Annotated in this window: 19 protein-coding genes; 9 read left to right on the forward strand and 10 right to left on the reverse strand. The window is 69.3% G+C overall.

Annotation, left to right across the window (positions count from 1 at the left end; translation table 11 throughout):
• Positions 1-118: 118 nt before the first annotated feature.
• From A8M77_RS33570 to A8M77_RS33590, 5 genes are read right to left on the reverse strand one after another with little or no spacing between them, the layout of a single operon-like run.
• The gene (locus A8M77_RS33570; protein ID WP_086925807.1) at positions 119-1063 is read right to left on the reverse strand and encodes a branched-chain amino acid ABC transporter permease; all 945 of its coding nucleotides are present in this window, start codon (positions 1061-1063) and stop codon (positions 119-121) included.
• Positions 1060-2343 (reverse strand): metal-dependent hydrolase family protein, encoded by a 1284-nt coding sequence (locus A8M77_RS33575; RefSeq protein ID WP_086925808.1) that lies wholly within the window; start codon positions 2341-2343, stop codon positions 1060-1062. The genes A8M77_RS33570 and A8M77_RS33575 overlap by 4 nt, the downstream gene beginning before the upstream one ends.
• A gap of 9 nt (positions 2344-2352) precedes the next feature.
• On the reverse strand, positions 2353-3642 hold the full coding sequence (locus A8M77_RS33580; RefSeq protein WP_086925809.1) for a metal-dependent hydrolase family protein: 1290 nt from the start codon (positions 3640-3642) through the stop codon (positions 2353-2355).
• A 1-nt stretch (position 3643) separates the two neighbouring features.
• Positions 3644-4441, reverse strand: a complete 798-nt coding sequence (locus A8M77_RS33585) for an alpha/beta fold hydrolase (RefSeq protein WP_086925810.1) — start codon at positions 4439-4441, stop codon at positions 3644-3646.
• Between the two features lie 6 nt (positions 4442-4447).
• On the reverse strand, positions 4448-5314 hold the full coding sequence (locus A8M77_RS33590; RefSeq protein WP_086925811.1) for a fumarylacetoacetate hydrolase family protein: 867 nt from the start codon (positions 5312-5314) through the stop codon (positions 4448-4450).
• A 176-nt stretch (positions 5315-5490) separates the two neighbouring features.
• Here A8M77_RS33590 and A8M77_RS33595 point away from each other — a divergent pair, with 176 nt between their 5' ends.
• Both A8M77_RS33595 and A8M77_RS33600 read left to right on the forward strand, forming a co-directional pair.
• Positions 5491-6201 carry a TetR/AcrR family transcriptional regulator gene (locus tag A8M77_RS33595; protein ID WP_086925812.1) on the forward strand — a complete coding sequence of 237 codons (711 nt, stop codon included), beginning with the start codon at positions 5491-5493 and terminating at the stop codon, positions 6199-6201.
• A 47-nt stretch (positions 6202-6248) separates the two neighbouring features.
• The gene (locus tag A8M77_RS33600) at positions 6249-7097 is read left to right on the forward strand and encodes an alpha/beta hydrolase (protein ID WP_086925824.1); all 849 of its coding nucleotides are present in this window, start codon (positions 6249-6251) and stop codon (positions 7095-7097) included.
• 53 nt (positions 7098-7150) lie between these two features.
• Here A8M77_RS33600 and A8M77_RS33605 read toward each other — a convergent pair whose 3' ends face one another.
• The 4 genes from A8M77_RS33605 to A8M77_RS33620 form a co-directional block, all read right to left on the reverse strand.
• Positions 7151-8662 carry a tripartite tricarboxylate transporter permease gene (locus tag A8M77_RS33605; RefSeq protein ID WP_086925813.1) on the reverse strand — a complete coding sequence of 504 codons (1512 nt, stop codon included), beginning with the start codon at positions 8660-8662 and terminating at the stop codon, positions 7151-7153.
• Between the two features lie 20 nt (positions 8663-8682).
• A complete protein-coding gene (locus tag A8M77_RS33610) occupies positions 8683-9171 on the reverse strand; it encodes a tripartite tricarboxylate transporter TctB family protein (RefSeq protein ID WP_086925814.1) in 489 nt (162 codons plus the stop codon).
• A gap of 215 nt (positions 9172-9386) precedes the next feature.
• Entirely contained in the window at positions 9387-10547 is a 1161-nt protein-coding gene (locus tag A8M77_RS33615) for an acyl-CoA dehydrogenase family protein (RefSeq protein WP_086925815.1), read from the reverse strand.
• A gap of 149 nt (positions 10548-10696) precedes the next feature.
• On the reverse strand, positions 10697-11470 hold the full coding sequence (locus A8M77_RS33620; RefSeq protein ID WP_086925825.1) for a type III pantothenate kinase: 774 nt from the start codon (positions 11468-11470) through the stop codon (positions 10697-10699).
• 123 nt (positions 11471-11593) lie between these two features.
• Here A8M77_RS33620 and lysM point away from each other — a divergent pair, with 123 nt between their 5' ends.
• Entirely contained in the window at positions 11594-12058 is a 465-nt protein-coding gene (gene lysM / locus A8M77_RS33625) for a peptidoglycan-binding protein LysM (RefSeq protein ID WP_086925816.1), read from the forward strand.
• Between the two features lie 68 nt (positions 12059-12126).
• On the opposite strand, the gene A8M77_RS33630 is transcribed toward lysM, so the two are convergent.
• Complete coding sequence (locus tag A8M77_RS33630) at positions 12127-12597, reverse strand: rhodanese-like domain-containing protein (protein WP_086925817.1); 471 nt, start codon at positions 12595-12597, stop codon at positions 12127-12129.
• A gap of 153 nt (positions 12598-12750) precedes the next feature.
• Between A8M77_RS33630 and A8M77_RS33635 the strand changes: the two genes are divergently transcribed.
• The 6 genes from A8M77_RS33635 (at position 12751) to gorA (ending at position 21002) form a co-directional block, all read left to right on the forward strand.
• The gene (locus tag A8M77_RS33635; protein WP_086925818.1) at positions 12751-13863 is read left to right on the forward strand and encodes a TRAP transporter substrate-binding protein; all 1113 of its coding nucleotides are present in this window, start codon (positions 12751-12753) and stop codon (positions 13861-13863) included.
• Positions 13864-13936: 73 nt separating this feature from the next.
• Positions 13937-14593 carry a TRAP transporter small permease subunit gene (locus A8M77_RS33640; RefSeq protein WP_086925819.1) on the forward strand — a complete coding sequence of 219 codons (657 nt, stop codon included), beginning with the start codon at positions 13937-13939 and terminating at the stop codon, positions 14591-14593.
• A 55-nt stretch (positions 14594-14648) separates the two neighbouring features.
• Entirely contained in the window at positions 14649-16571 is a 1923-nt protein-coding gene (locus A8M77_RS33645; RefSeq protein ID WP_086925820.1) for a TRAP transporter large permease, read from the forward strand.
• Between the two features lie 10 nt (positions 16572-16581).
• Positions 16582-17520 (forward strand): extracellular catalytic domain type 1 short-chain-length polyhydroxyalkanoate depolymerase, encoded by a 939-nt coding sequence (locus A8M77_RS33650; protein WP_238137067.1) that lies wholly within the window; start codon positions 16582-16584, stop codon positions 17518-17520.
• A gap of 118 nt (positions 17521-17638) precedes the next feature.
• Entirely contained in the window at positions 17639-19579 is a 1941-nt protein-coding gene (locus A8M77_RS33655; protein WP_143694872.1) for a DUF6600 domain-containing protein, read from the forward strand.
• 64 nt (positions 19580-19643) lie between these two features.
• The gene (gene gorA, locus A8M77_RS33660; RefSeq protein WP_086925823.1) at positions 19644-21002 is read left to right on the forward strand and encodes a glutathione-disulfide reductase; all 1359 of its coding nucleotides are present in this window, start codon (positions 19644-19646) and stop codon (positions 21000-21002) included.
• Positions 21003-21129: the final 127 nt, after the last annotated feature.

The raw sequence follows: 21129 nt of genomic DNA on the forward strand, positions 1-21129 counted from the left end.
GAATTCCCGGCTCCTGCGCAACAACAAGCGCAATGCCAAAACAAAGGCCCGGTGCCCCCACCCCCACCCTCCCCCAGAGGGTGAGGGAGAGGGAGCAAGACCGGCGCCGGCGAATGCCTCATGTCGCCCCCTTCCCCATGATCCCCCGAGGCCGAAACGCCAGCACCAGGATCAGGATCACGAAGGTAAAGACCACGCTGTAGGTCGGCGCGTAGGCCAGCCCATAGGTCTCCGCCAGCCCGAGAATGGCGGACCCGATCGCCGCCCCCGGCACGCTGCCCATCCCCCCCACGATCACCACGATCAACGAGGCCAGCAGCAGCCGCGTGTCTTCGCCCGGCACCATCGACAGCTCCACCGCGCCGATCACGCCGCCCAGGCCGGCCAGGCCGGCGCCGAGCATGAAGGTGACGGCGAACACCATGTTCACGTTCACGCCCGAGGCGGAGAGCATGCCGCGGTCGTCCACGCCGGCGCGGATCATCATGCCCACCCGCGTGCGCGTGAGCAGCCACCACAGCGCCAGGCCGATCACGATGCCGAAGCCGAGCAGCGAGAGCCGATAGGCGGAGTAGGCCCGGATCAGCGGGATGTCGCGGATCGGGCCCTGCAGCCAGGCCGGGGCCTCCATCTGGTGCACCTGGCCGGTGAAGGTCCACAGGAGGAGGTCGGCGATGACGATGGACAGCGCGATCGTCACCAGCGTCTGGCGCAACTCCTGCCCCTGCATGTGGCGCAGCACCAGCAGCTGGATCAGCAGGCCGCCCAGCGCGGCCACCGCGAAGCCGGCGGCCAGCGCGAGGATCCACCAGCCGGTGCGGTCCGCGACCACGAAGGCGACGTAGCCGCCCAGCAGGTAGAGCGAACCGTGCGCGAGGTTGACGTTGCGCATGAGGCCGAAGACCAGGGTGAATCCGCTGGCGACGATGAAGTACAGCGAGGCCAGCGTGAGGCCGTTGAGCAGCGTGATCAGGTACAGGCGCGGGTTGTCCACCAGGGCCCAGATGGAAAACGCCGCGATCGGTCCGCCGACCAGCAGCCAGGGCAGCCATCTCAGCTTCATGCCGCGTGCTCCCACGCGCGCTGCGACGCGATCTCGGGCGCCTTGGCAAACTCGCCGTCCTTCATCACGGCGAGGATGCGCTTGGGGTCGCGCAGGATGGCGATGTTGGCGAGCGGGTCGCCATCGACCAGCAGCAGGTCGGCGAGGTGACCGTCCTGGATGGTGCCGAGCTCGTGGCCCCGCATCATGATCTGGCCGCCGTAGAGCGTGGTGCTTCGGATCGCCTCCATCGGCGTGAAGCCCAGGTATTTGACGAAGAACTCGAGGTCGCGGGCGTTCTGGCAATGCGGCGTGAAGGCGAAGCCGTAGTCGCCGCCCGGCAGGACGCGCACGCCGCGCCGGTGCATGGCCTTGAGCGATTCGAGGGCCGCGTCCCACTCGATCTGGTAGCCCATGGCGCAGGCCTTCTCGTGGGTGATGCCGTAGGGCTCGGCCTCGTGCAGCATGGCGTAGAGGATGGCGATGCCGGGCGCGACGAAGATGCGGTCTTTCGCGGCCTCCAGCATGTCCAGCGTCTCCTCGTCGGTGAAGCTGGCGTGGTAGATCACGTCGATGCCGTGCCGCAGCGCCTGCTTGACGGAGGCCGCGGAGCGCGCATGCGCGGTGCCGCGCTTGCCGCGCACGCGCACCTCGCGCATGGCGGCGTCGACCTCCTCGTCGCTCATCCAGGTGGTCTCGGCCGGAGAGTCCGGCGTGAAGTTGTCGCCGGAGAGGTTGAGCTTGATCGAATCGACGCCGTACTTGAGGAACATGCGCACCGCCTTGCGCATCTCGTCGGCCGAGTTCACGTTCACGCCGAAGCTGAACTCGGGGAAGGGCAGGTGCGGCAGGGTCTCGTCGCCCAGGCCGCCGGGCACGGTGATCTCCTGGCTGGCCGCGAGGTAGCGGGGGCCGGGGATCTGGCCGGAATTGATCGCGTTGCGGATCACCACGTCCAGCCGCGGCTTGGCGCAGGCCGCGCCCACGCAGGAGGTGAAGCCGGCCTGCAGGTAGCGCTTCGCCACCTTGGCGCACCACAGCACGTGCTCTTCCAGCGGCATGCGCTGGATGGCGGAGAGGGTGGCCGCGTCGTTCCACGAGAAGTGCGTGTGGGCCTCGCACATGCCGGGCATCAGCGTGGCGCCGGCGCCATCGACCACCATCGCGCCGCCGGGCGCGATCGGCGCCGTGCTGCGGCCCACCTGCCGGATGCGGTTGCCGCGCACCAGCACGCTGCCGGTGTAGGGGTTCTGGCCCGTGCCGTCGAGGATGCGGACGTTGGTGAAGACGACATCGGCCATGTGCTTCTCCTAGGCTGCCCAGCGGGTGGTGTGCGCGCGGCGCACCGGCGGCGCGCGATGGAATTCACCGTCCTTCATCACGGCCAGGATGCGCGCCTTGTCCTGCAGCACCGTGATGTCGGCCAGCGGATCGCCGTCGACCAGCAGCAGGTCGGCCAGGTAGCCTTCGCGCACGTAGCCCAGCACCTTGCCCATGCGCATCATCGGCCCGCCCCAGGCGGTGGCCGAGAGCAGTGCCTCCATGGTGCTCATGCCCAGGTACTTGACGAAGTACTCCAGGTCCTTGGCATTGGTGCCGTGCGGCGTCCAGGCGAAGCCGTAGTCGCCGCCGGGCAGGATGCGCACGCCGCGCTTGCGCAGCGCGCGCATGCTCTCGACGGCGGCTTCCAGCTCGCGGTGGTAGCCCATGCGGCGCGTCACCTCGGGCGTCAGGCCCCATTCGCTCGCGTGGTGGCAGGTGTTGATCAACCAGGCCAGCCCGGGTGCGATGAAGTGCTCGAACTTGTGCTCCTCGAGCAGGTCCAGCGCCTCCTCGTCGGTGAAGCTGGCGTGGTAGATCACCTCGATGCCCTGCTTCACGCACTGCTTGATCGACCAGGTGGAGCGCGCATGCGCGGCCACCCGCTTGCCCCAGGCCTTGGCCTCCTGCACGCAGACGGCGATCTCCTCCTCGGTGAACTGGCTCATCTCGCTGGGCATGCCGGTGATGGATTCGCCCGAGAGATTGATCTTCAGCGAGTCGACGCCGTACTTGGCGAACATGCGCACGCAGCGCCGCATCTCCTCCGCGCCGCTGACCACCGCGCCGAAGGCGAACTCGGGCTGCGGCAGGTGCGGCTGGGTCGTGTCGCCCAGGCCGCCGGGCACGGTGATCTCCTGGCTGGCCGCGAGGTAGCGCGGGCCGACGATGGTGCCGTCGTTGATGGCGTTGCGGATCACCACGTCCAGCCGCGGCTTGGCGGTGGCGGCGCCGACGCAGCTGGTCCAGCCCATGTCGAGGTAGCGCTTGGCGACCTCGGCGCACCAGAGGATGTGCTCCTCCGGCGGCATGCGCTGGATGGCGTCGAGGCTGGGCTGGTCGTTCCAGGAGAAATGCGTGTGCGCCTCCACCATGCCGGGCATCAGGAAGGCGCCGGCGCCGTCGATCAGCTGCGCGCCCATCACCGGCGCGGCGCGCCCGCCGTAGCCGGTCTTGACCACGCGCGCGATGCGGTTGCCCTGCACCAGCACGTCGCCGGTGAATGGCGCCTCGCCGCCGCCATCGAAGACACGCACGTTGGTGAAGAGAACATCCGCCATGTCATCTCCTCGCAATGGTGGCCAGGAACTCGCGCAGCTCGCGCTGGCATTCCTCGGGCCGCTCGATGGGCGTCCAGTGGCCGCAGCGCGGCAGCACCACCACCCGCTTGCTCGCGGCGTTGTGCAGCCGGTCGGCCATGGCGCGCACCGCCTGCGGCGGCGCCACGCCGTCCTCGTCACCGGTGACCAGGAGCACCGGGGCCTCGATGCGCTCCACCGCCGCGGCGGGCGCGGCGGCCAGCGCCTCGCAGCTGCGCGCGTAGGCCTCGCCCTCCTGGCGCATCAGGCTCTCGCGCACATAGGCCACCGCCAGCGGCAGGTGCTGGCGCGTGTCGGCGGAGATGGCGGCCTGCAGCAGGCCCTGCACGATCTCCTGCATGCCGGCAGCGCCTTCGCGTGCCTTGGCGGCGCGCGCCTTCATCGCCCTGCGGGCTGCATCGGGCGGCGCGATCAGCGGGCCGAAGAGCGCGACGCTGGCCGTGCGCTTCGGATGGTCGGCCGCGATGTGCTGGCAGACGATGGTGCCCATCGAGTGGCCGATCCAGTGCGCGCGCTCCACCTGCAGCCGCTCGCAGACGCGCAGCAGGGTCTCGACATAGCGCGCGATGCTGAGCTCGCCCTCCGCGCGCTGCGAGCGCCCGCTGCCGGGCAGGTCCACCCGGATCACGCGGTGCCGCGCCAGCGCGGGCATCAGCGGCGTGAAGGTGTTGGCGCTGCCGCCCAGGCCGTGCACGCAGACGACGGCGGGGCCTTCGCCTTCCTCTTCCACCGCGACGCGGTCGATCGTCTGGAATGCCATCGCCGCCTACTCGAAGGGGTTCTCGATCACGCCGATGCCATCGATCTCGATGCGCACCACGTCGCCCGAGCGCAGCCACTGCGGCGGGGTCATGCCCATGCCCACGCCGGCCGGCGTGCCGGTGGCGATCACGTCGCCGGGGAAGAGGGTGATGCCGCGCGAGCAGGTCTCGATCAGCGTGGGGATGTCGAAGATCATGTCCTTCGTCAGCCCGTCCTGGCGCAGCGCGCCGTTGACCCAGCCGCGCACGCGGGTGGCGCGGCCGTCCAGCGCGTCGGCCGTCACGATCCACGGGCCCATCGGGCAGAAGCCGTCGAAGCTCTTGCCCAGCTCCCACTGCTGGTGGCGCATCTGCACGTCGCGCGCGGTCACGTCGTTGACGATGGTGTAGCCGAACACGTGGTCCATGGCGCGCGAGCGCGGGATGTCGCGGCCGCCGCGGCCGATCACCACCGCCAGCTCCGACTCGTAATCGATCTGCACCGTGGTGGCGGGCGAGGGCAGGCGCACCGCGTCGCGCGGGCCGATCACGCATTCGCCCAGCTTGCCGAAGACGATCGGCCAGGGGTCGCTCTGCGGCATGGCCTCGCGGAACACCGTGCCGGCCAGCTCGTTCGCATGCGCGCGGTAGTTGCGGCCGATGCAGAAGATGCTGCGCAGCGGGCGCGGCAGCGGTGCGCGCAGCGACAGCACTTCCACGGGAAGCCGCGCGCCGGAAGGGGAAGGAAGGGGGTCGCCCTGCGCCAGGGCCTGGATCAGGGGCAGCACGCCGGCCGAGGCATCGCGCAGCGCGAGCGGCGTGGCTTCGCGCCCGTCGGCCGAGATCGTGCCGACGTGCTCGCGTCCACCCCAACTCCAGCTGGCCAAGCGCATCGCCTTTGTCTCCGTCTTGTCCTGCGGTCATGTGCCGCTCGTGCCGGCCGCCGCAGGATCGGGGAACTGTCGTCGTACTTTGAGACTTGCGTCTCAAATCGGGATGGGTGCATCATACGTGCCGACCTCGGACAACCACAAGCAGACCCAGGTCCTCCCGAACCCGTAGAAACCCCATGCCGCGACTGAAGCACAAGCTGAGCGAACCGCCCGTGCCGCCCGAGCGCGGCGTCAAGGCGGCGACCTTCAAGCTGCTGCTCGACACCGCCATGGACATCATTCGCCAGAGCGGCCACATCCCCTCGGTGGCCGAGGCGGCGGCCCGCGCCAAGGTCTCGCGCGCCACCGCCTACCGCTATTTCCCGAGCCGCAGCGCGCTGATCACGGCGGTGGTCGACAGCTCGCTCGGGCCGGTGCGCCGGCTGGCCTCCGACAACCCCAACGGCCGCGAGCGGGTGCACGAGCTGTTCCTGCGGACCTTCCCTCGCTTCAAGGAGTTCGAGGCGCAGATGCGCGCGGCGGCGCAGTTGTCGCTGGAGCAATGGGGCCTGGAGCGCGCCGGGCTGCTGGAAGAGGAGCCCTACCGCCGCGGCCACCGCGTGCGCATCCTCGAGCATGCGATCGAGCCGCTGGTGCCGCAGTTGCGGCCGGCGGTGCGCAAGCGCCTGCACCATGCCCTCTCGGTGGTCTACGGCATCGAGCCCTACGTGATCCTCAAGGACATCTGGGGCCTGGGCGACCGCGAGGTCGAGCGCACCGCGCTGTGGATGGCCGACGCGCTGATCGACGCCGCCCTGCGCGAGTCGGAGCAGAAGCCGGCGGCGCGCGGCCGGCCCCGGCCGAACGGTGCGCGCGTGCCGGCGGCAGCCGCTGCGAAGCGGGGTTGAGTCCGGCCGAAGTTCAGCCGAAATTGGGCCAACGGATGACCGAAGCCATGCAGCCTTCGCCCGCCTGGTACGACGCCCAGTACAACAATCGCGCGCGAATTCCGGGACACCCCGCGATCCTGGCGCACTGGGCCGAAGCTTCGGCGCGTGCCTACGAGCGCCCGGGCTGGGTGCTCGATCTGGCATACGGCCAGGATGCGGGCGAGCGGCTCGACATCCTGCCCGCCGCGCGTCCCGGCGCGCCGGTGCTGGTCTACATCCACGGGGGCTACTGGCGCGCACTCGGCAAGCGCGACCAGAGCTTCGTGGCGCCGCCTTTCGCGGAGGCTGGTGCGATGGTGGTGCTGCTGGACTACGCGCTGTGCCCGGCCGTGACCATCGAGCACATCGTGCTGCAGACCGTGAAGGCGCTGGCCTGGGTGCATGCCAACGCAGCGGCGTACGGCGGTGACCCGGTGCGCATCGTGGTCGCCGGCCATTCCGCGGGCGGCCATCTGGCGACGACGCTGCTCGCCTGCGACTGGCCGGCGGTGGCGCCCGGCCTGCCGCCGGACCTGGTCAAGGCCGCGCTGTCGATCTCGGGCCTTTACGACCTGGAGCCGCTGCGGCACGCGCCTTTCCTGGCGGCCGACATCGGCCTGAGCGCTGCATCGGCGCGGCGCCTGAGCCCCGCGGCCATGCCGGCACCGCCGCGCGGCGCGCTGGCGACCGTGGTCGGAGGCGAGGAAAGCGAGGAGTTCCTGCGCCAGGCCGACCTGATCGCGCAGGCCTGGGGGCCGCGGGTCGTTGCGGCCGAGCGGGTGCCGGGGCGCAACCACATGGATGTGCTGCACGAGGTGGCCGATCCGGCGTCACGAACGCACGGTCTCGCTCGCCAACTGCTCGGACTCGCATAGCCAAACAAAAAGGCCGCCCGAAGGCGGCCTTTGCGTACAGACCCAGAGGACGCTCAATCCTCCACGAAGGCCTCTTCCCGCTTCGCCTTGATGGAAGGCAGCAGCACGATCCCCAGCAGCAGCAGCGCGGCGACCAGCAGGCCGGCCGAGAGCGGCCGCGCGACGAAAACGCTCCACGAGCCGCGCGACAGCAGCAGCGCGCGCCGCAGGTTCTCTTCCATCATCGGCCCCAGGATGAAGCCCAGCAGCAGCGGGGCCGGCTCGGCGCGCAGCTTGATGAAGAGGTAGCCGATGAAGCCGAAGATCGCGACCATCCACACGTCGAAGGTGTTGTTGTTGGTCGAGTACACGCCGATCGCGCAGAACAGCACGATGGCCGGGAACAGGAACTTGTAGGGCACCGTCAGCAGCTTGATCCACATGCCGATCAGCGGCAGGTTCAGGATGATCAGCATCGCGTTGCCGAGCCACATGGAGACGATGAGGCCCCAGAACAGCTCGGGGTTGCTGGTCATCACCTGCGGGCCGGGCTGGATGTTGTGGATGGTCATCGCGCCCACCATCAGTGCCATCACGGCGTTGGGCGGGATGCCCAGCGTCAGCAGCGGGATGAAGGAGGTCTGCGCGCCGGCGTTGTTGGCCGACTCGGGCGAAGCCACGCCGCGGATGTTGCCCTTGCCGAAGGGCACCTCGCCCGGGCGCATCTTGATCTTCTTCTCCAATGCGTAGGCCGCAAAGGCCGCCAGCAGCGCACCGCCGCCGGGCAGGATGCCCAGCGCCGAGCCGAGGGTGGTGCCGCGCAGCACGGCGGGCGCCATGTTCTTGAAGTCTTCCTTGGTGGGCCACAGGCCCTTGACCTTGTTGGTGAAGACCTCGCGCTCGTCGTCCGGGTGCGAGAGGTTGCCGATGATTTCGCCGTAGCCGAAAACGCCCATCGCGATCACGACGAAGCCGATGCCGTCGGTCAGCTCGGGGATGTCGAAGGAGAAGCGCGCCACGCCCGAGTTGACGTCGGTGCCCACGATGCCCAGCAGCAGGCCCAGCACGATCATCGCGACCGCCTTGAGCAGCGAGCCCGAGGCCAGCACCACCGCGCCGATCAGGCCCAGCACCATCAGCGAGAAGTACTCGGCCGGGCCGAACTTGAAGGCCAGCTCGGTCAGCGGCGGCGCGAAGGCAGCCAGGATCAGCGTGCCCACGCAGCCGGCGAAGAAGGAGCCGAGGCCGGCCGCTGCCAGGGCTGGGCCTGCCCGTCCCTGCCTGGCCATCTGGTAGCCGTCGATACAGGTCACCACCGAGGACGATTCGCCCGGCAGGTTGACCAGGATGGCGGTGGTGGAGCCGCCGTACTGGGCGCCGTAGTAGATGCCCGCCAGCATGATCAGGGCGGACACCGGCGGCAGCGCGTAGGTGGCCGGCAGCAGCATGGCGATGGTGGCGACCGGGCCGATGCCCGGCAGCACGCCGATCAACGTGCCCAGGATGCAGCCGATCAGGCAATACAGCAGGTTGGTGAAGGTGAAGGCGACGCCAAAGCCGGTCGCCAGGTTGTGGATCAGTTCCATGGTGTGCTTCTTTCCGTCCTTCAGCCCGAGATGAAGGTCGGCCAGACCTGGATCTGCAGCTTGAGGGCCCAGATGAAGGCCACGTAGCTGCCCAGCGCGAGGATGGTGGCGAGGACCAGCACGTCACGCAGCTTGAAGTGCTCGCCCGCCATGCTGGAGATGATGGTCAGCGCGTAGATCGCGATGATCATGCCCATGGCCGGCACGCCGATCGAGGGCAGGCCCCCGAGCAGCACGCCGAAGGCCAGGTTGGCGCCCAGCACGTAGGCCAGGGGCTTCCAGGCCCACCTGCCGATCTTCTCGCCGTCGACCGTCTCCACCACCAGCGCCTGGAACAGGATGACCACGCCCAGGAGGGCCAGCAGGATGCCCAGCATGAGAGGGAAGTAGCCGGGGCCCATGCGGGCGCCGTCGCCGATGTTGTAGTTGGTGGCGCCGATGGCGAACGTGCCCCCCACGACCGTGAACATGACTCCCGAATAGAAGTCAGCCTGACTCTTGATACGCATTGTCTCGATCCTCGTTGTGAACCATTCGAGGGTCGTTGCCGGAGCCTGACCGCTGGCTGACCAGGGCTGTACGGAATTCCACGTAAACGGGTTCCTGCTCCCTCCCCTTCGGGGGAGGGCTGGGGTGGGGGCGCCGGGCCTTCGAGCAGGCGCAAAGTCTGTATCGCAGCCCTCACCCCAGCCCTCTCCCAGCGGGAGAGGGAGCAAGGCAGGAATCAGCCGCGCGGCGGCCGCTTCGCGATGCCCATCGTCTTGGCCAGGATGCCCAGCATCACCTCGTCGGCCCCGCCGCCGATCGAGGCCAGCCGGCCGTCGCGGTAGAGGCGCGACACGCGGTTCTCCCAGGTGAAGCCCATCCCGCCCCAGAACTGCAGGCAGGTGTCCGCCACCTCGCGCGTGAGCCGCCCGCATTTGAGCTTGGCCATCGACGCGAGCGCGGTCACGTCCTGCCCCTGCACGTAGAGGTCGCAGGCGCGGTAGGTGAGGGCGCGCAGGGCCTCCACCTCGGTCTGCAGCTCGGCGAGCTTGAACTGCACCCACTGCTGGTCGGCCAGCGTGCCGCCGAACAGCTGCCGCTGCTGTGCCCATTCGATGGTCTCGCGGATGCAGTTTTCCATCGGCTCCAGCGAGCTGGCGGCGCACCACAGCCGCTCCTCCTGGAACTGCTGCATCTGGTAGACGAAGCCCTGGCCCTCCTCGCCGATGCGAAAGCGCTGCGGCACGCGCACCTCGTCGAAGTGGATCAGGCCGGTGTCGCTGGAATGCATGCCGATCTTGCGGATCTTCTTCGCCTTCTCGATGCCGGGGCTGTCCATGGGGACGATGACCAGCGACTTGTTGCGGTGCGCGGGTCCGTCGCCGGTGTTGACCAGCATGCACATCCAGTCGGCCTGCAGGCTGTTGGTGATCCACATCTTCTGGCCGCTGATGAGGTAGTCGCTGCCGTCCTTGCGCGCGCGGCTCTTCAGGCCGGCGACGTCGCTGCCGGCGCCGGGTTCGCTCACGCCGATGCAGCCCACCGTCTCGCCGGCGATCGCGGGCGCCAGGAACTCGCGGCACAACTCGTCGCTGCCGAAGCGCGCGAGCGCGGGCGTGCACATGTCGGTCTGCACGCCGATGGCCATGGGCACGCCGCCGCAGCGCACGTGGCCCAGCGCCTCGGCCATGGCCATCGCATAGGAATAGTCGAGGCCGCCGCCGCCGTACGCCTCGGGCTTGTGCAGGCCCAGCAGGCCCAGCGCGCCGAGGCGCCTGAACACCGTGTGGGCGGGGAAGGCTTCGGCGGCTTCCCACTCGTCCACGTGCGGGTTGATCTCCTCGTCGATGAAGCGCCGCAGGGTCTTCTGGATCGCGAGGTGTTCGTGGCTGTACTCCATCCCCCACTCTAGGCGCGCGCGTTCGTGCGCCGCTTGCGGCAACTGGCTATACGTGCCGGTGCCGGTGCCGGCGTCCGCGCTCGGCGTGGCTCCCGAAGGTCGCGCAAATCCGTTACAAGTGTCGCAGCGAGTAAATCGTGTTCCGGGGCTCAGGACGCCAGCATGCGCTCCTGCGCGATCACCAGCAGCCCGTCCATGATCAGGCCGTCCACCAGTTCGAAGTTGCCGTTCATGCTGGGCGCCATCTTCCAGCCCGCGCCACCGGTCATGTAGCAGGCCGGTTCGGCGCCGCAGTGGGCGCGCAGGTGCTGCACCATGCGCTCCACCGCGCCGGCGATGGCGTAGGTGCCGCCGCTGGTCAGAGCGTCGCTGGTGTTGGTGGGGAACTCGCGCACCTCGCCGGTCGGTACGTGCAGGCCCGCGGTGCCCGACTCCAGTGCGCGCAGCATGATGCCGTGGCCCGGCAGGATCAGCCCGCCCAGGAAGCGGCCATGCACGTCGACCGCCTCCACGGTGACCGCGGTGCCGATCATCACCACCACCATCGGCCGGGCCGGCCCCTCGGCCAGCATGCGGTGGCGCGCGCCGATCATCGCGACCCAGCGGTCGGCGCCCAGGCGGGTGGGGTGGTCGTAGCCGTTGACGATGCCCGCCTCGGCGGCGCTGGAGACCACCCAGCGCGGCGAGCAGTCGAAGCGCTCGGTCACCTGCTCCTCCGCGCGCCGCCGCACCGCATCGCCGGCCACCACGCAGCCGAGCATCGAGGTGGGCGAGGGCAGGTCCGCCCAGGGGCCGTCCGCCAGCCGCTCGATGTGGTCGAGGAACTCTGCGCCGTGCGCCAGCAACTGCGCGTCCGGCTTGGCCGCGTCGAAGAGGGACCATTTGAGCCGGGTGTTGCCGATGTCGATCGCGAGGAATGCCATGCGCGGCATTATTGCGAGTTGCGCTCATCGGCGCTTGCAATCGCGATGGGCGCCTACGCGGGCGCGTCACGGCCTGCCGTTAAAGTGCCCTTCCCATCAACCAAGGCACACAAGGAGAATCCCATGGGTTTGCTGAGTTTCATCAAGGAAGCGGGAGAAAAGCTGTTCGGCGGCTCGTCGGCGCACGCGGGTGAGCCGGATGCCAACAAGGTGGCAGGCGACGCCATCAAGACCTACATCGAAACGCAGAACCTCGGCCTGACCAACCTGGAGGTGGCCTATACCGCCGCGGATGGCCTGGTCACGCTCAAGGGCAATGCGCCTTCGCAGGAAGCCAGCGAGAAGGCCTCGCTCGCGGCCGGCAATGTGGCCAACGTGACCAAGGTGGACAACCAGCTGGTGGCGCCCGCGGCCGACCCGGCGCAGTACCACGACGTGGTGCGCGGCGACACGCTCTCGGCCATCTCCAAGAAGTACTACGGTGACGCCAACAAGTACAACGCGATCTTCGAGGCCAACAAGCCCATGCTGACGCATCCGGACAAGATCTATCCGGGGCAGAAGCTGCGGATTCCGCCGCTGAAGTGATCACTGAGGCCGGTGGGCTCGGGAGTAGACCCGGGTGATGCCGGCGATTCGACCGCCAGTCCTGACCGCTAGTTCTGCTTCCAGGGCAGCCCGCGCAGCCGCCATCCGCCCTTGCGCCCGCGGTGGCCCTCTGCGTCGGCATCGCCCTCGAAGCCCTCGAGGATGTTGTAGGCCTCCAGGCCCAGCTCGGTGGCGCGGCGGGCCGCCGAGATCGAGCGCACGCCGCTGCGGCACAGCAGCACCGCCTTCTTGCCCGCCGGCACCGCGGCGCGCAGGCCGTCGTCGAAACCGGGGTTGAGCGCCATCCCCGGCCATTGTTTCCAGGCCAGCCCGACCGCGCCGGGCACGAAACCCACCCATTCGCGCTCGGCGTCGCTGCGCACGTCGACCAGCACCGCCTCGCCATTCGTCATCCAGGCATGGGCCAGTTCCGGCAGCACGTCGCCCGCATAGCCTTCGGCCGGGCGCACGCCCTCCGGCTGCTGTTCACCAGCCGGTGCATTGCGCACTGGCGTGGGGCTCGAATCCGTCTTGCTCATTGCACGTTCTTTCTTCAGGGTAAATGCGGAGGATCGGCGGCCTCCGATTCGATGATTTTTCACCAGTTCGTGAAAACCCTCTTTGTGACGTTTGTTCACGTGTCAAAGATCGGAAGTCTGGGCTTTCCAGAGTCACCTACGGAGACACACGCAATGACCGAGAACAAACCGAACCGCCGCCGCAGCCTGCTCAAGGGCGCCGCCGTGGCGGCCGGCGCCATGTCCGCGCCCATGGTCAGCATGGCGCAGACTGCATCGTTCCGCTTCCAGAGCACCTGGCCGGCGAAGGATATCTTCCACGAGTACGCCAACGACTTCGCCAAGAAGGTCAACGACATGGCCGGCGGCCGCCTCAAGATCGAGGTGCTGCCCTCGGGCGCCGTGGTGCCGGCCTTCCAGCTGCTGGAGGCGGTCAACAAGGGCACGCTGGACGGCGGCCATGGCGTGGTGGCCTACCACTACGGCAAGAACTCGGCGCTGGCCCTGTGGGGCTCGGGCCCGGCCTACGGCATGGACCCGAACATGGTGCTGGCCTGGCACAACTACGGCGGGGGCAAGGCGCTGCTGGAGGAGATCTACAAGGCCATCAACATGGACGTGGTGTCCTACCTCTACGGGCCGATGCCGACGCAGCCGCTGGGCTGGTTCAAGAAGCCGGTGGCCAAGGTCGAGGACATGAAGGGCCTGAAGTTCCGCACCGTGGGCCTGGCGGTGGACGTGTTCACCGAGATGGGCGCGGCGGTGAACCCGCTGCCCGGCGGCGAGATCGTGCCCGCCCTGGACCGCGGCCTGATCGATGCGGCCGAGTTCAACAACGCGTCCAGCGACCGTGCCCTCGGCTTCCAGGACGTGGCCAAGAACTGCATGCTGCAGAGCTTCCACCAGAGCGGTGAGCAGTTCGAGATCCTGTTCAACAAGACCAAGTTCAACGCCCTGCCGCAGGAGCTCAAGTCCATCGTCGACTACGCGGTGCAGGCCGCCAGCGCCGACATGAGCTGGAAGGCCATCGATCGCAACACCAAGGACTACGAGGAGCTCAAGAAGGCGGGCGTCAAGTTCTACAAGACGCCGGACGCCATCCTGCGGGCCCAGCTCGCCGCGTGGGACAAGACCATCGCCAAGAAGGCGGGGGAGAACCCGCTGTTCAAGAAGGTGCTCGATTCCCAGAAGGCTTTTGCCCAGAAGGCCGGCCAGTGGCAGAGCGACTACATGGTCGATTTCAAGATGGCGTACAACCACTACTTCGGGACCCAGAAGAAGGCGTGAGGCCAGCCCGCCGAGCCAGCCTTCCGGCCTCCACCGGAAGGCTGTTTTGTGTCTGCCGCATCCCGGTGCACCGATGAACACTCAACAACTGCTGCATGCCGCCGACCGGCTCAGCGCCTGGACGGGGAAGCTCTTCGCCTGGCTCATCATCGCCCTGATGCTGGTGGTGTGCGCGGAGGTCTTCAAGCGCTACGCGCTGAACGCGCCCACTGCCTGGATCTATGACGCCAACAACATGATGTACGGCACCCTCTTCATGATGTGCGGCGCCTACACCCTCGCCCAGAACGGCCATGTCCGCGGCGACTTCCTCTACGGCAGCATGAAGCCGCGCACCCAGGCCTCGCTGGACCTGGCGCTCTACATCCTGTTCTTCCTGCCCGGCATCGGCGCGCTGACCTGGGCCGGCTGGGACTACTTCAACGACTCGCTCGCCATGCGCGAGCAGACTTTCAACGCCACGCCGCTGCCGGTGTACCCGTTCAAGTTCATCATCCCGGTGGCGGGCGTCATCGTCATGGTGCAGGGGCTGGCCGAGATCCTGCGCTGCGTGGTGTGCCTGCGCACCGGCGCTTGGCCGGAGCGGCTCAAGGACGCCGAGGAGATGGACGTGGTCGAGCAGCAGCTCGCCAGCAGCACCTACGTGGACGAGGAGGCCCGGCGCGACGCGATGGAGCGCGCCAAGGCGCTGGACGAGGCGGCGCGGGCGCGCGGGAGGGACATTACATGAGCCGCACGTCCGTTCCGAAGGCGAATGCCGCAGCGCGCAGCGCGGAGGTACTCCAATGAGCAATGCCGCCATCGGGCTCAGCATGCTGGGCCTCATCGTGGTCGTGATCATGATGGGCTTTCCCACCGCCTTCACCCTCATGGGGCTGGGCATGGTGTTCGGCTTCTACGCTTTCTACGACCCGTCCAAGCCCTGGCTCGACAACCATGTCTTCGACCTGATGGTGCAGCGCACCTTCGGCGCGATGACCAACGAGACCCTGCTGTCCATCCCGCTTTTCGTGTTGATGGGCTACGTGATGGAGCGCGGTGCGCTGGTGGACAAGATGTTCCACAGCGTGCAGCTCGCCTTCCGCCGCCTGCCCGGTTCGCTGGCGGTGGCAACGCTGATCATCTGCACCTTCTGGGGCATCGCCAGCGGCCTGGTGGGCGCGGTGGTGGTGCTGATGGGCGTGATCGCGATGCGGCCGATGCTCAACGCCGGCTATGACACCCGTCTCGCGGCCGGCGTCATCACGGCCGGCGGCACGCTGGGCATCCTGATCCCGCCTTCGGTGATGATCATCGTCTACGCCGCGGTGGCGGGGCAGTCGGTGGTCAAGCTCTACGCGGCGGCGATGTTCCCGGGCTTCTTCCTCGCCTTCCTTTACCTGATGTACGTGATCGGCTGGGCCTTGATCAGCCCCAAGGTGGCCCCGCGCCTGCCGCCCGAGCAGCAGCGTGCGCCGATCACGCCGGCGGTGGCGCACATCGCGGCGCACTACTCGCAGCGCCTGCTGCCGGCGCTGCTCGCCGCGGTGGTCGCGCCGGGCCGGGCCCTGGCTGCCGGCGCCGAGGGCGTGCGCCTGCGCTGGCTGACGCTGGTGGGCTTCCTGGTCAGCGCGCTGACGCCGCTGCTGCTGGCGGTGGTGACACTGGGCTCGGTCTGGTGGTACGTGACCATCTACTCGCAACAGGGCGAGAGCGCGGCGCCGGTGGCGGCCGAGCAGGCGGCCGCCGCGCCCGCGGCGGCGTCCCTGGCCGAGCCCAAGGCCGAAGGCGGGCTGCAGGAGCCGCCGGCCGAAGGCGGACTCCAGGAGCCACCTGGTGCGCAGGAATCTTCGTCCCCATCCGGCGGCGTGCAGGAGCCGCCCGGTGCCGAGCCTGCCGCACCCGCGGCCGGCGGCGGCCTGCAGCAGCTCGGCGAGCCTGTCGCCGCGCCGCATGCGGAACCGGTGCCCGCGGCCTTCTACACCGGCTTCTGGATCACCTGTGCGGCGGTGCTGGCGCTGCTGGTGCTGTACTACTGGAAGATGGATGCCGAGCAGTTCGAGATCCTGCGCATGCTGGTGTCCTCGGTCATGCCGCTGGGCATCCTCACGCTGATCGTGCTGGGCGTCATCCTGTTCGGCATCACCACTGCCACGGAGTCGGCGGCCGTGGGCGCGGCCGGCGCCTTCCTGATGGCCTGGCAGGCCGGGACGCTGAACTTCCAGCGCATCAAGGAGGCGGTGTTCCTGACCGCCAAGACCACTGCCATGGTGTGCTGGCTGTTCGTCGGCTCGGCGCTGTTCTCGGCGGTATTCGCGCTGCTCGGGGGGCAGAGCATCATCGAGCACTGGGTGCTGTCGATGAATCTCAGCCCGCTGCAGTTCCTGCTGCTGTCGCAGGCCATCATCTTCGTGCTGGGCTGGCCGCTGGAGTGGACCGAGATCATCGTGATCTTCGTCCCCATCTTCCTCCCGCTGCTGGCCCACTTCCAGATCGACCCGCTGCTGTTCGGCGTGCTGGTGTTCGTGAACCTGCAGGCGGCCTTCCTGTCGCCGCCGGTGGCGATGTCGGCTTTCTACCTGAAGGGCGTGTCGCCGCCGCATGTCACGCTCAACCAGATCTTCGCAGGCATGATGCCGTACATGCTGATCGTGATTCTTTGCATGGCGTTCATGTATGTGTGGCCCAGCCTGACGCTGTGGCTGCCCAAGTATCTCTACGGCGGCTAGGGCGCGCCGGGTGCGCTCGCCGTTCGCGGGTTGGCGGCGCGGGTTCGCGCGCCGGGGCGAGGCGCTGCTGCGGCGCCTCGGCCTGCTGCCGCCCGCGGCGCCGGACCTGTGGCTGGACGGCCGCTTCGAGCACCGGCACCGCCCGATCGACTACAAGCTCTTCGTGCCGGGGCGCGGTGCGCGCGGGCGCCGCCCGCTGCTGCTGATGCTGCACGGGTGCACGCAGGACCCGGAAGACTTCGCGGCCGGCACGCGCATGAACCGGCTGGCGGCCGAGCTCGGCATGCTCGTCCTCTATCCGACCCAGACTGCCAGGCAGAACGCGGCGCGGTGCTGGAACTGGTTCCTGCCCCAGAACCAGCAGCGCGGGCGCGGCGAGCCAGCCTTGCTGGCGGCGCTCACGCAGGCGATGGTGGCCGAGCACGGCGCCGATCCGGCGCGTGTCTACGTGGCGGGCCTGTCGGCCGGCGGGGCGATGGCGGACATCCTGGGCCGCACGCACCCGGAGCTCTTCGCCGCGGTCGGCGTGCACTCCGGCGTGCCCCGCGGCGCGGCGCGCGACCTTTTCACGGGCATCGCCGTGCTGAAGAACGGCCCTGGCGCCCACCACGCCGCCGCGGGGCCGATGCCGCCGGCCATCGTCTTCCATGGCGACGCCGACGATACGGTGCACCCGCGCAACGGCGAGCAGCTGGTGGCGGATGCGCAGGCCGGCGGCGGCCTGCGGCCGGCCCACGAGACGCGGGGACATTCGAAGGACGGCCGCGCCTTCACGCGCCGGACCCATGCCGATGCCCATGGCCGCGTCGTGGTCGAGCACTGGGTGCTGCACGGCGGCGGGCATGCATGGTCAGGTGGCAGCGCGGAAGGCTCGTTCGCGGACCCGCGTGGGCCGGACGCGAGCGCCGAGATGCTGCGCTTCTTCCTCGCGCATCCGAGGCTCCGCTGAGCCCCTGGCTTACACATGGTTGCGCCGGCCGCGTCATAGTTTCCAGAACTTTGCAATGCAGTTGCCGACCGCGGCCCGGGCTGGCGCGTTGGATGGGTCATTGCCCCGAGGACCGATCATGACGAGACGACACATGCATCCGCCCGCCGCGCGCGTCGCCGCCGGCTGGCTGCTGGGCCTGGTGATGATGCTGCTGGCCGGCGCCGCCGCCTGGGCCCAGGAAGACCCGCCGGGCCGCGTGGCCCGCCTCAATGAGCAGCAGGGCACGGTCAGCTTCTCGCCGGCCGGCGACGACAGCTGGTACGACGCGGTGCCCAACCGGCCGATCACCACCGGCGACCGGCTGTGGACCGACCGCAATGCGCGCGCCGAGCTGCAGGTGGATGCCACTGCGCTGCGGATGGACGACCAGACCCAGCTCGTGGTGTCCGAGCTCGACGACGACAACGCCCGTTTCACGTTGAGCCAGGGGCGGCTGCAACTGAGCGCGCCGGAACTGCCGGCCGGGCAGCGCCTGGAAATCGGCACCGCCAACCTGGCGGTCGTGGTCGAGGCGCCGGGCGACCTGCGCATCGAGGCCGACCCGGCCGCCGGCACGACGCGCGTGGCGGTGGCGTCCGGCGCCGTCACGCTCTACGGCGAGAACGGCGAGTCGGTGGCGCTCGGCGCCCACCAGCAGCTCACCGTCTCGGGGCGCCAGCTCGCCGCGGTGAGCGGTGCGCCGGTGCGTGCCGGCGAGGCGGCCTTCGACCGCTGGGTGGCGGAGCGCGAGCGGCTGGAGGCGCAGTCGATTGCCGCGCGCTATGTGCCGCGCGAGGTGCTCGGCTACCAGCAGCTCGATCGCTACGGTGACTGGCAGAACGATCCGAGCTATGGCGCGGTCTGGTATCCGCGCAGCGTCGACCCCGAATGGGCACCCTACCGCGATGGCCAGTGGACCGAGATCGCGCCCTGGGGGTGGACCTGGATCGACGCGGCGCCCTGGGGCTTCGCCACCTCCCACTACGGGCGCTGGGCGCGCGTCGGGCCGCGGTGGGCCTGGGTGCCGGGCCGGCTGGGCCCGCGGCCGGTCTATGCGCCGGCGCTGGTCGGCTTCGTCGGCGCTCATGCCAACGTGGCGGCGGGAGGCCGGCCGGGCGTGGGCTGGTTCCCGCTGGCGCCCGGCGAGGCCTGGCGGCCGGGCTACCGCGCCAGCCAGCGCTACGTCGACGACGTCAACCGCGCCATCGCCTACCAGCGGCAGCTGGCGCGCGCCGACTACCTGCATCGCAACACGCCGGGCGCGCTCTCCCTGGTGCCGGTGGACATCTTCGGCCGCGGGCCGATCGCGCGGCGCGACTTCCTGCGCGTGCCGGACGACCGGATCGCGCAGATGCAGATCGCGACCGCGGTGCCGGTGCCGCTGCGCGGCGACCGGCACGCGGGTGGCTTCGGCCGCTCGGCCTCGGCGCTGCCGCCGCCCGACCTGCGGCCGCGGCAGATCCAGCAGCTGCAGGCCCGGCAACTGCAGCAGGCGCAGCAGGCCCAACAGGCGCAGCAGCAGCAGCAACTGCAGCTCCAGCAGCGCGCGGTGCAGGCTCGCCAGCAGCAGCTGCAATTGCAGCAGGCGCAGCGTTTCCAGCAGGGGCAGCAGATGCAGCAGGCGCAGCAAATGCAACAGATGCAACAGATGCAGCAGATGCAGCAGCGGGAGGCGGTGCGCCAGCAGCAGGAGCTGCAGCAGCGCGCCGCCCAGGCGCAAGCCCAGCAGCAGATGCAGTTGCAGCAGCAACAGCAGCAGGCCTGGCGCGCGCAGCAGGAGATGCAGCAGCGGGCGGCACAGGCCCAGCAGCTCCAGATGCAGCAGTTGCAGCAACAGCAGGCGCAGCGCGCTCAGCAGATGCAGGCGCAGCAGCAGCAGGCCCAGCAACTGCAGATGCAGCAGCACAACGCGCTGCGCCAGTCGCAGGAGATCCAGCAGCGCACGATGCAGCAGATCCAGCAGCGCGCCGCCGACGTGCGGGCCCAGCAGATGCAGCGTGCCATCAGGGACCCGGGACAGCAGAGCGACCGGCCCTGACGCGCGGGGCGCAAGCAGCCCTTCCTGGGGCCGGCTACAGTCGGCCGCAAGGAGCGGTCACCCCATGCGCACATTCGACTTCGACCTTTTCGTGATCGGCGGCGGCAGCGGCGGCGTGCGGGCCGCGCGCATGGCGGCCCAGCGCGGCGCCCGCGTGGCGGTGGCCGAATGCGCCGAACTGGGCGGCACCTGCGTCAACGTCGGCTGCATTCCCAAGAAGCTCTACAGCTACGCCGCCGGCTATGCCGAGTCCTTCGAGGAGGCGGCGGGCTTCGGCTGGCAGCTCGACGGCCCGCCGCGCTTCGACTGGAACGTGCTCAAGGCCAACCGGGCGAGGGAGATCAAGCGCCTCAACGGCATCTACAAGAGCCTGCTCGAAGGTGCGGGCGTCACGCTCATCCAGGGCTGGGCGCAGCTGGCCGATGCGAACACGGTGCAGATCGGCGAGCAGCGCCGCACGGCACGGCACATCCTGGTCGCCACCGGTGGCATGCCCTACGTCCCGCCGGTGGCGGGGGGCGAGCACGTGGTGGTGTCGGACGCGATGTTCGACCTCGACCCCTTCCCGAAGCGCCTGCTGGTCGTGGGTGGCGGCTACATCGCCTGCGAGTTCGCCTCCATCTTCAACGGCCTGGGCGCGAAGGTCACGCAGCTGCACCGCACCGCCCACCTGCTCAACGGCTTCGACGAGGACCTGCGTCAGTTCCTGGCCAAGGAGATGACCCGAAGCGGCATCGACATCCGCTTCAACTGCGAGATCGACATGATCACCCGCCTGGACAGCGGCCTGTGCGCGCTGCTCTCGCGCGGCCAGCGGATCGAAGCCGACACCATCCTGTACGCCACCGGCCGCGTGCCCAACACCCAGGGCCTTGGGCTGGAGGCGGCCGGCGTGGCGCTGGACGAGCGCGGCGGCGTGGTGGTCGATGCCCACTACCGCAGCTCGGTGCCTTCCATCTACGCCGTGGGCGACGTCTCGACCCGTCAGCAGCTCACGCCGGTGGCGCTGGCCGAGGCCATGGTGGTGGTGGACACCTTGTTCGGCCCGGGTCCGCGGGCGCTGGACTACGAGTTCACGCCGACGGCGGTCTTCACCCACCCCAACATCGGGACCTGCGGCTACACCGAGGCCGAGGCGCGGGCGAAGTTCGGCAAGCTCAACATCTTCAGCAGCGAGTTCAAGGCCCTGCGCCACACGCTCTCGGGCAGCGGCGAGCGCACCTTCATGAAGCTGATCGTCGAGCGCAAGACCGACCGCGTGGTCGGGCTGCACATGGTGGGGCCGGACGCGGGCGAGGTGGTGCAGGGCTTCGCGGTGGCGATGCGGGCGGGGGCGACCAAGCAGGTGTTCGATCGCACCATCGGCATCCATCCCACGGTGGCCGAAGAGTTCGTGACCATGCGCGAGCCGATGCCGGGCTGAGGACGCTGGCCACTCATGTTGCGCAGCCAGCGGTGGCGACTTGAGGCGAGCGATACCGTCGCGCTAGACTGACCCGCCAGACGCGTTGGCGTATTCACCAAGTCTGGAGGAGGCGAAGGATGAGTAT

Source organism: Variovorax sp. JS1663, assembly GCF_002157355.1.
In the GTDB taxonomy this organism is placed as follows: domain Bacteria; phylum Pseudomonadota; class Gammaproteobacteria; order Burkholderiales; family Burkholderiaceae_C; genus Variovorax.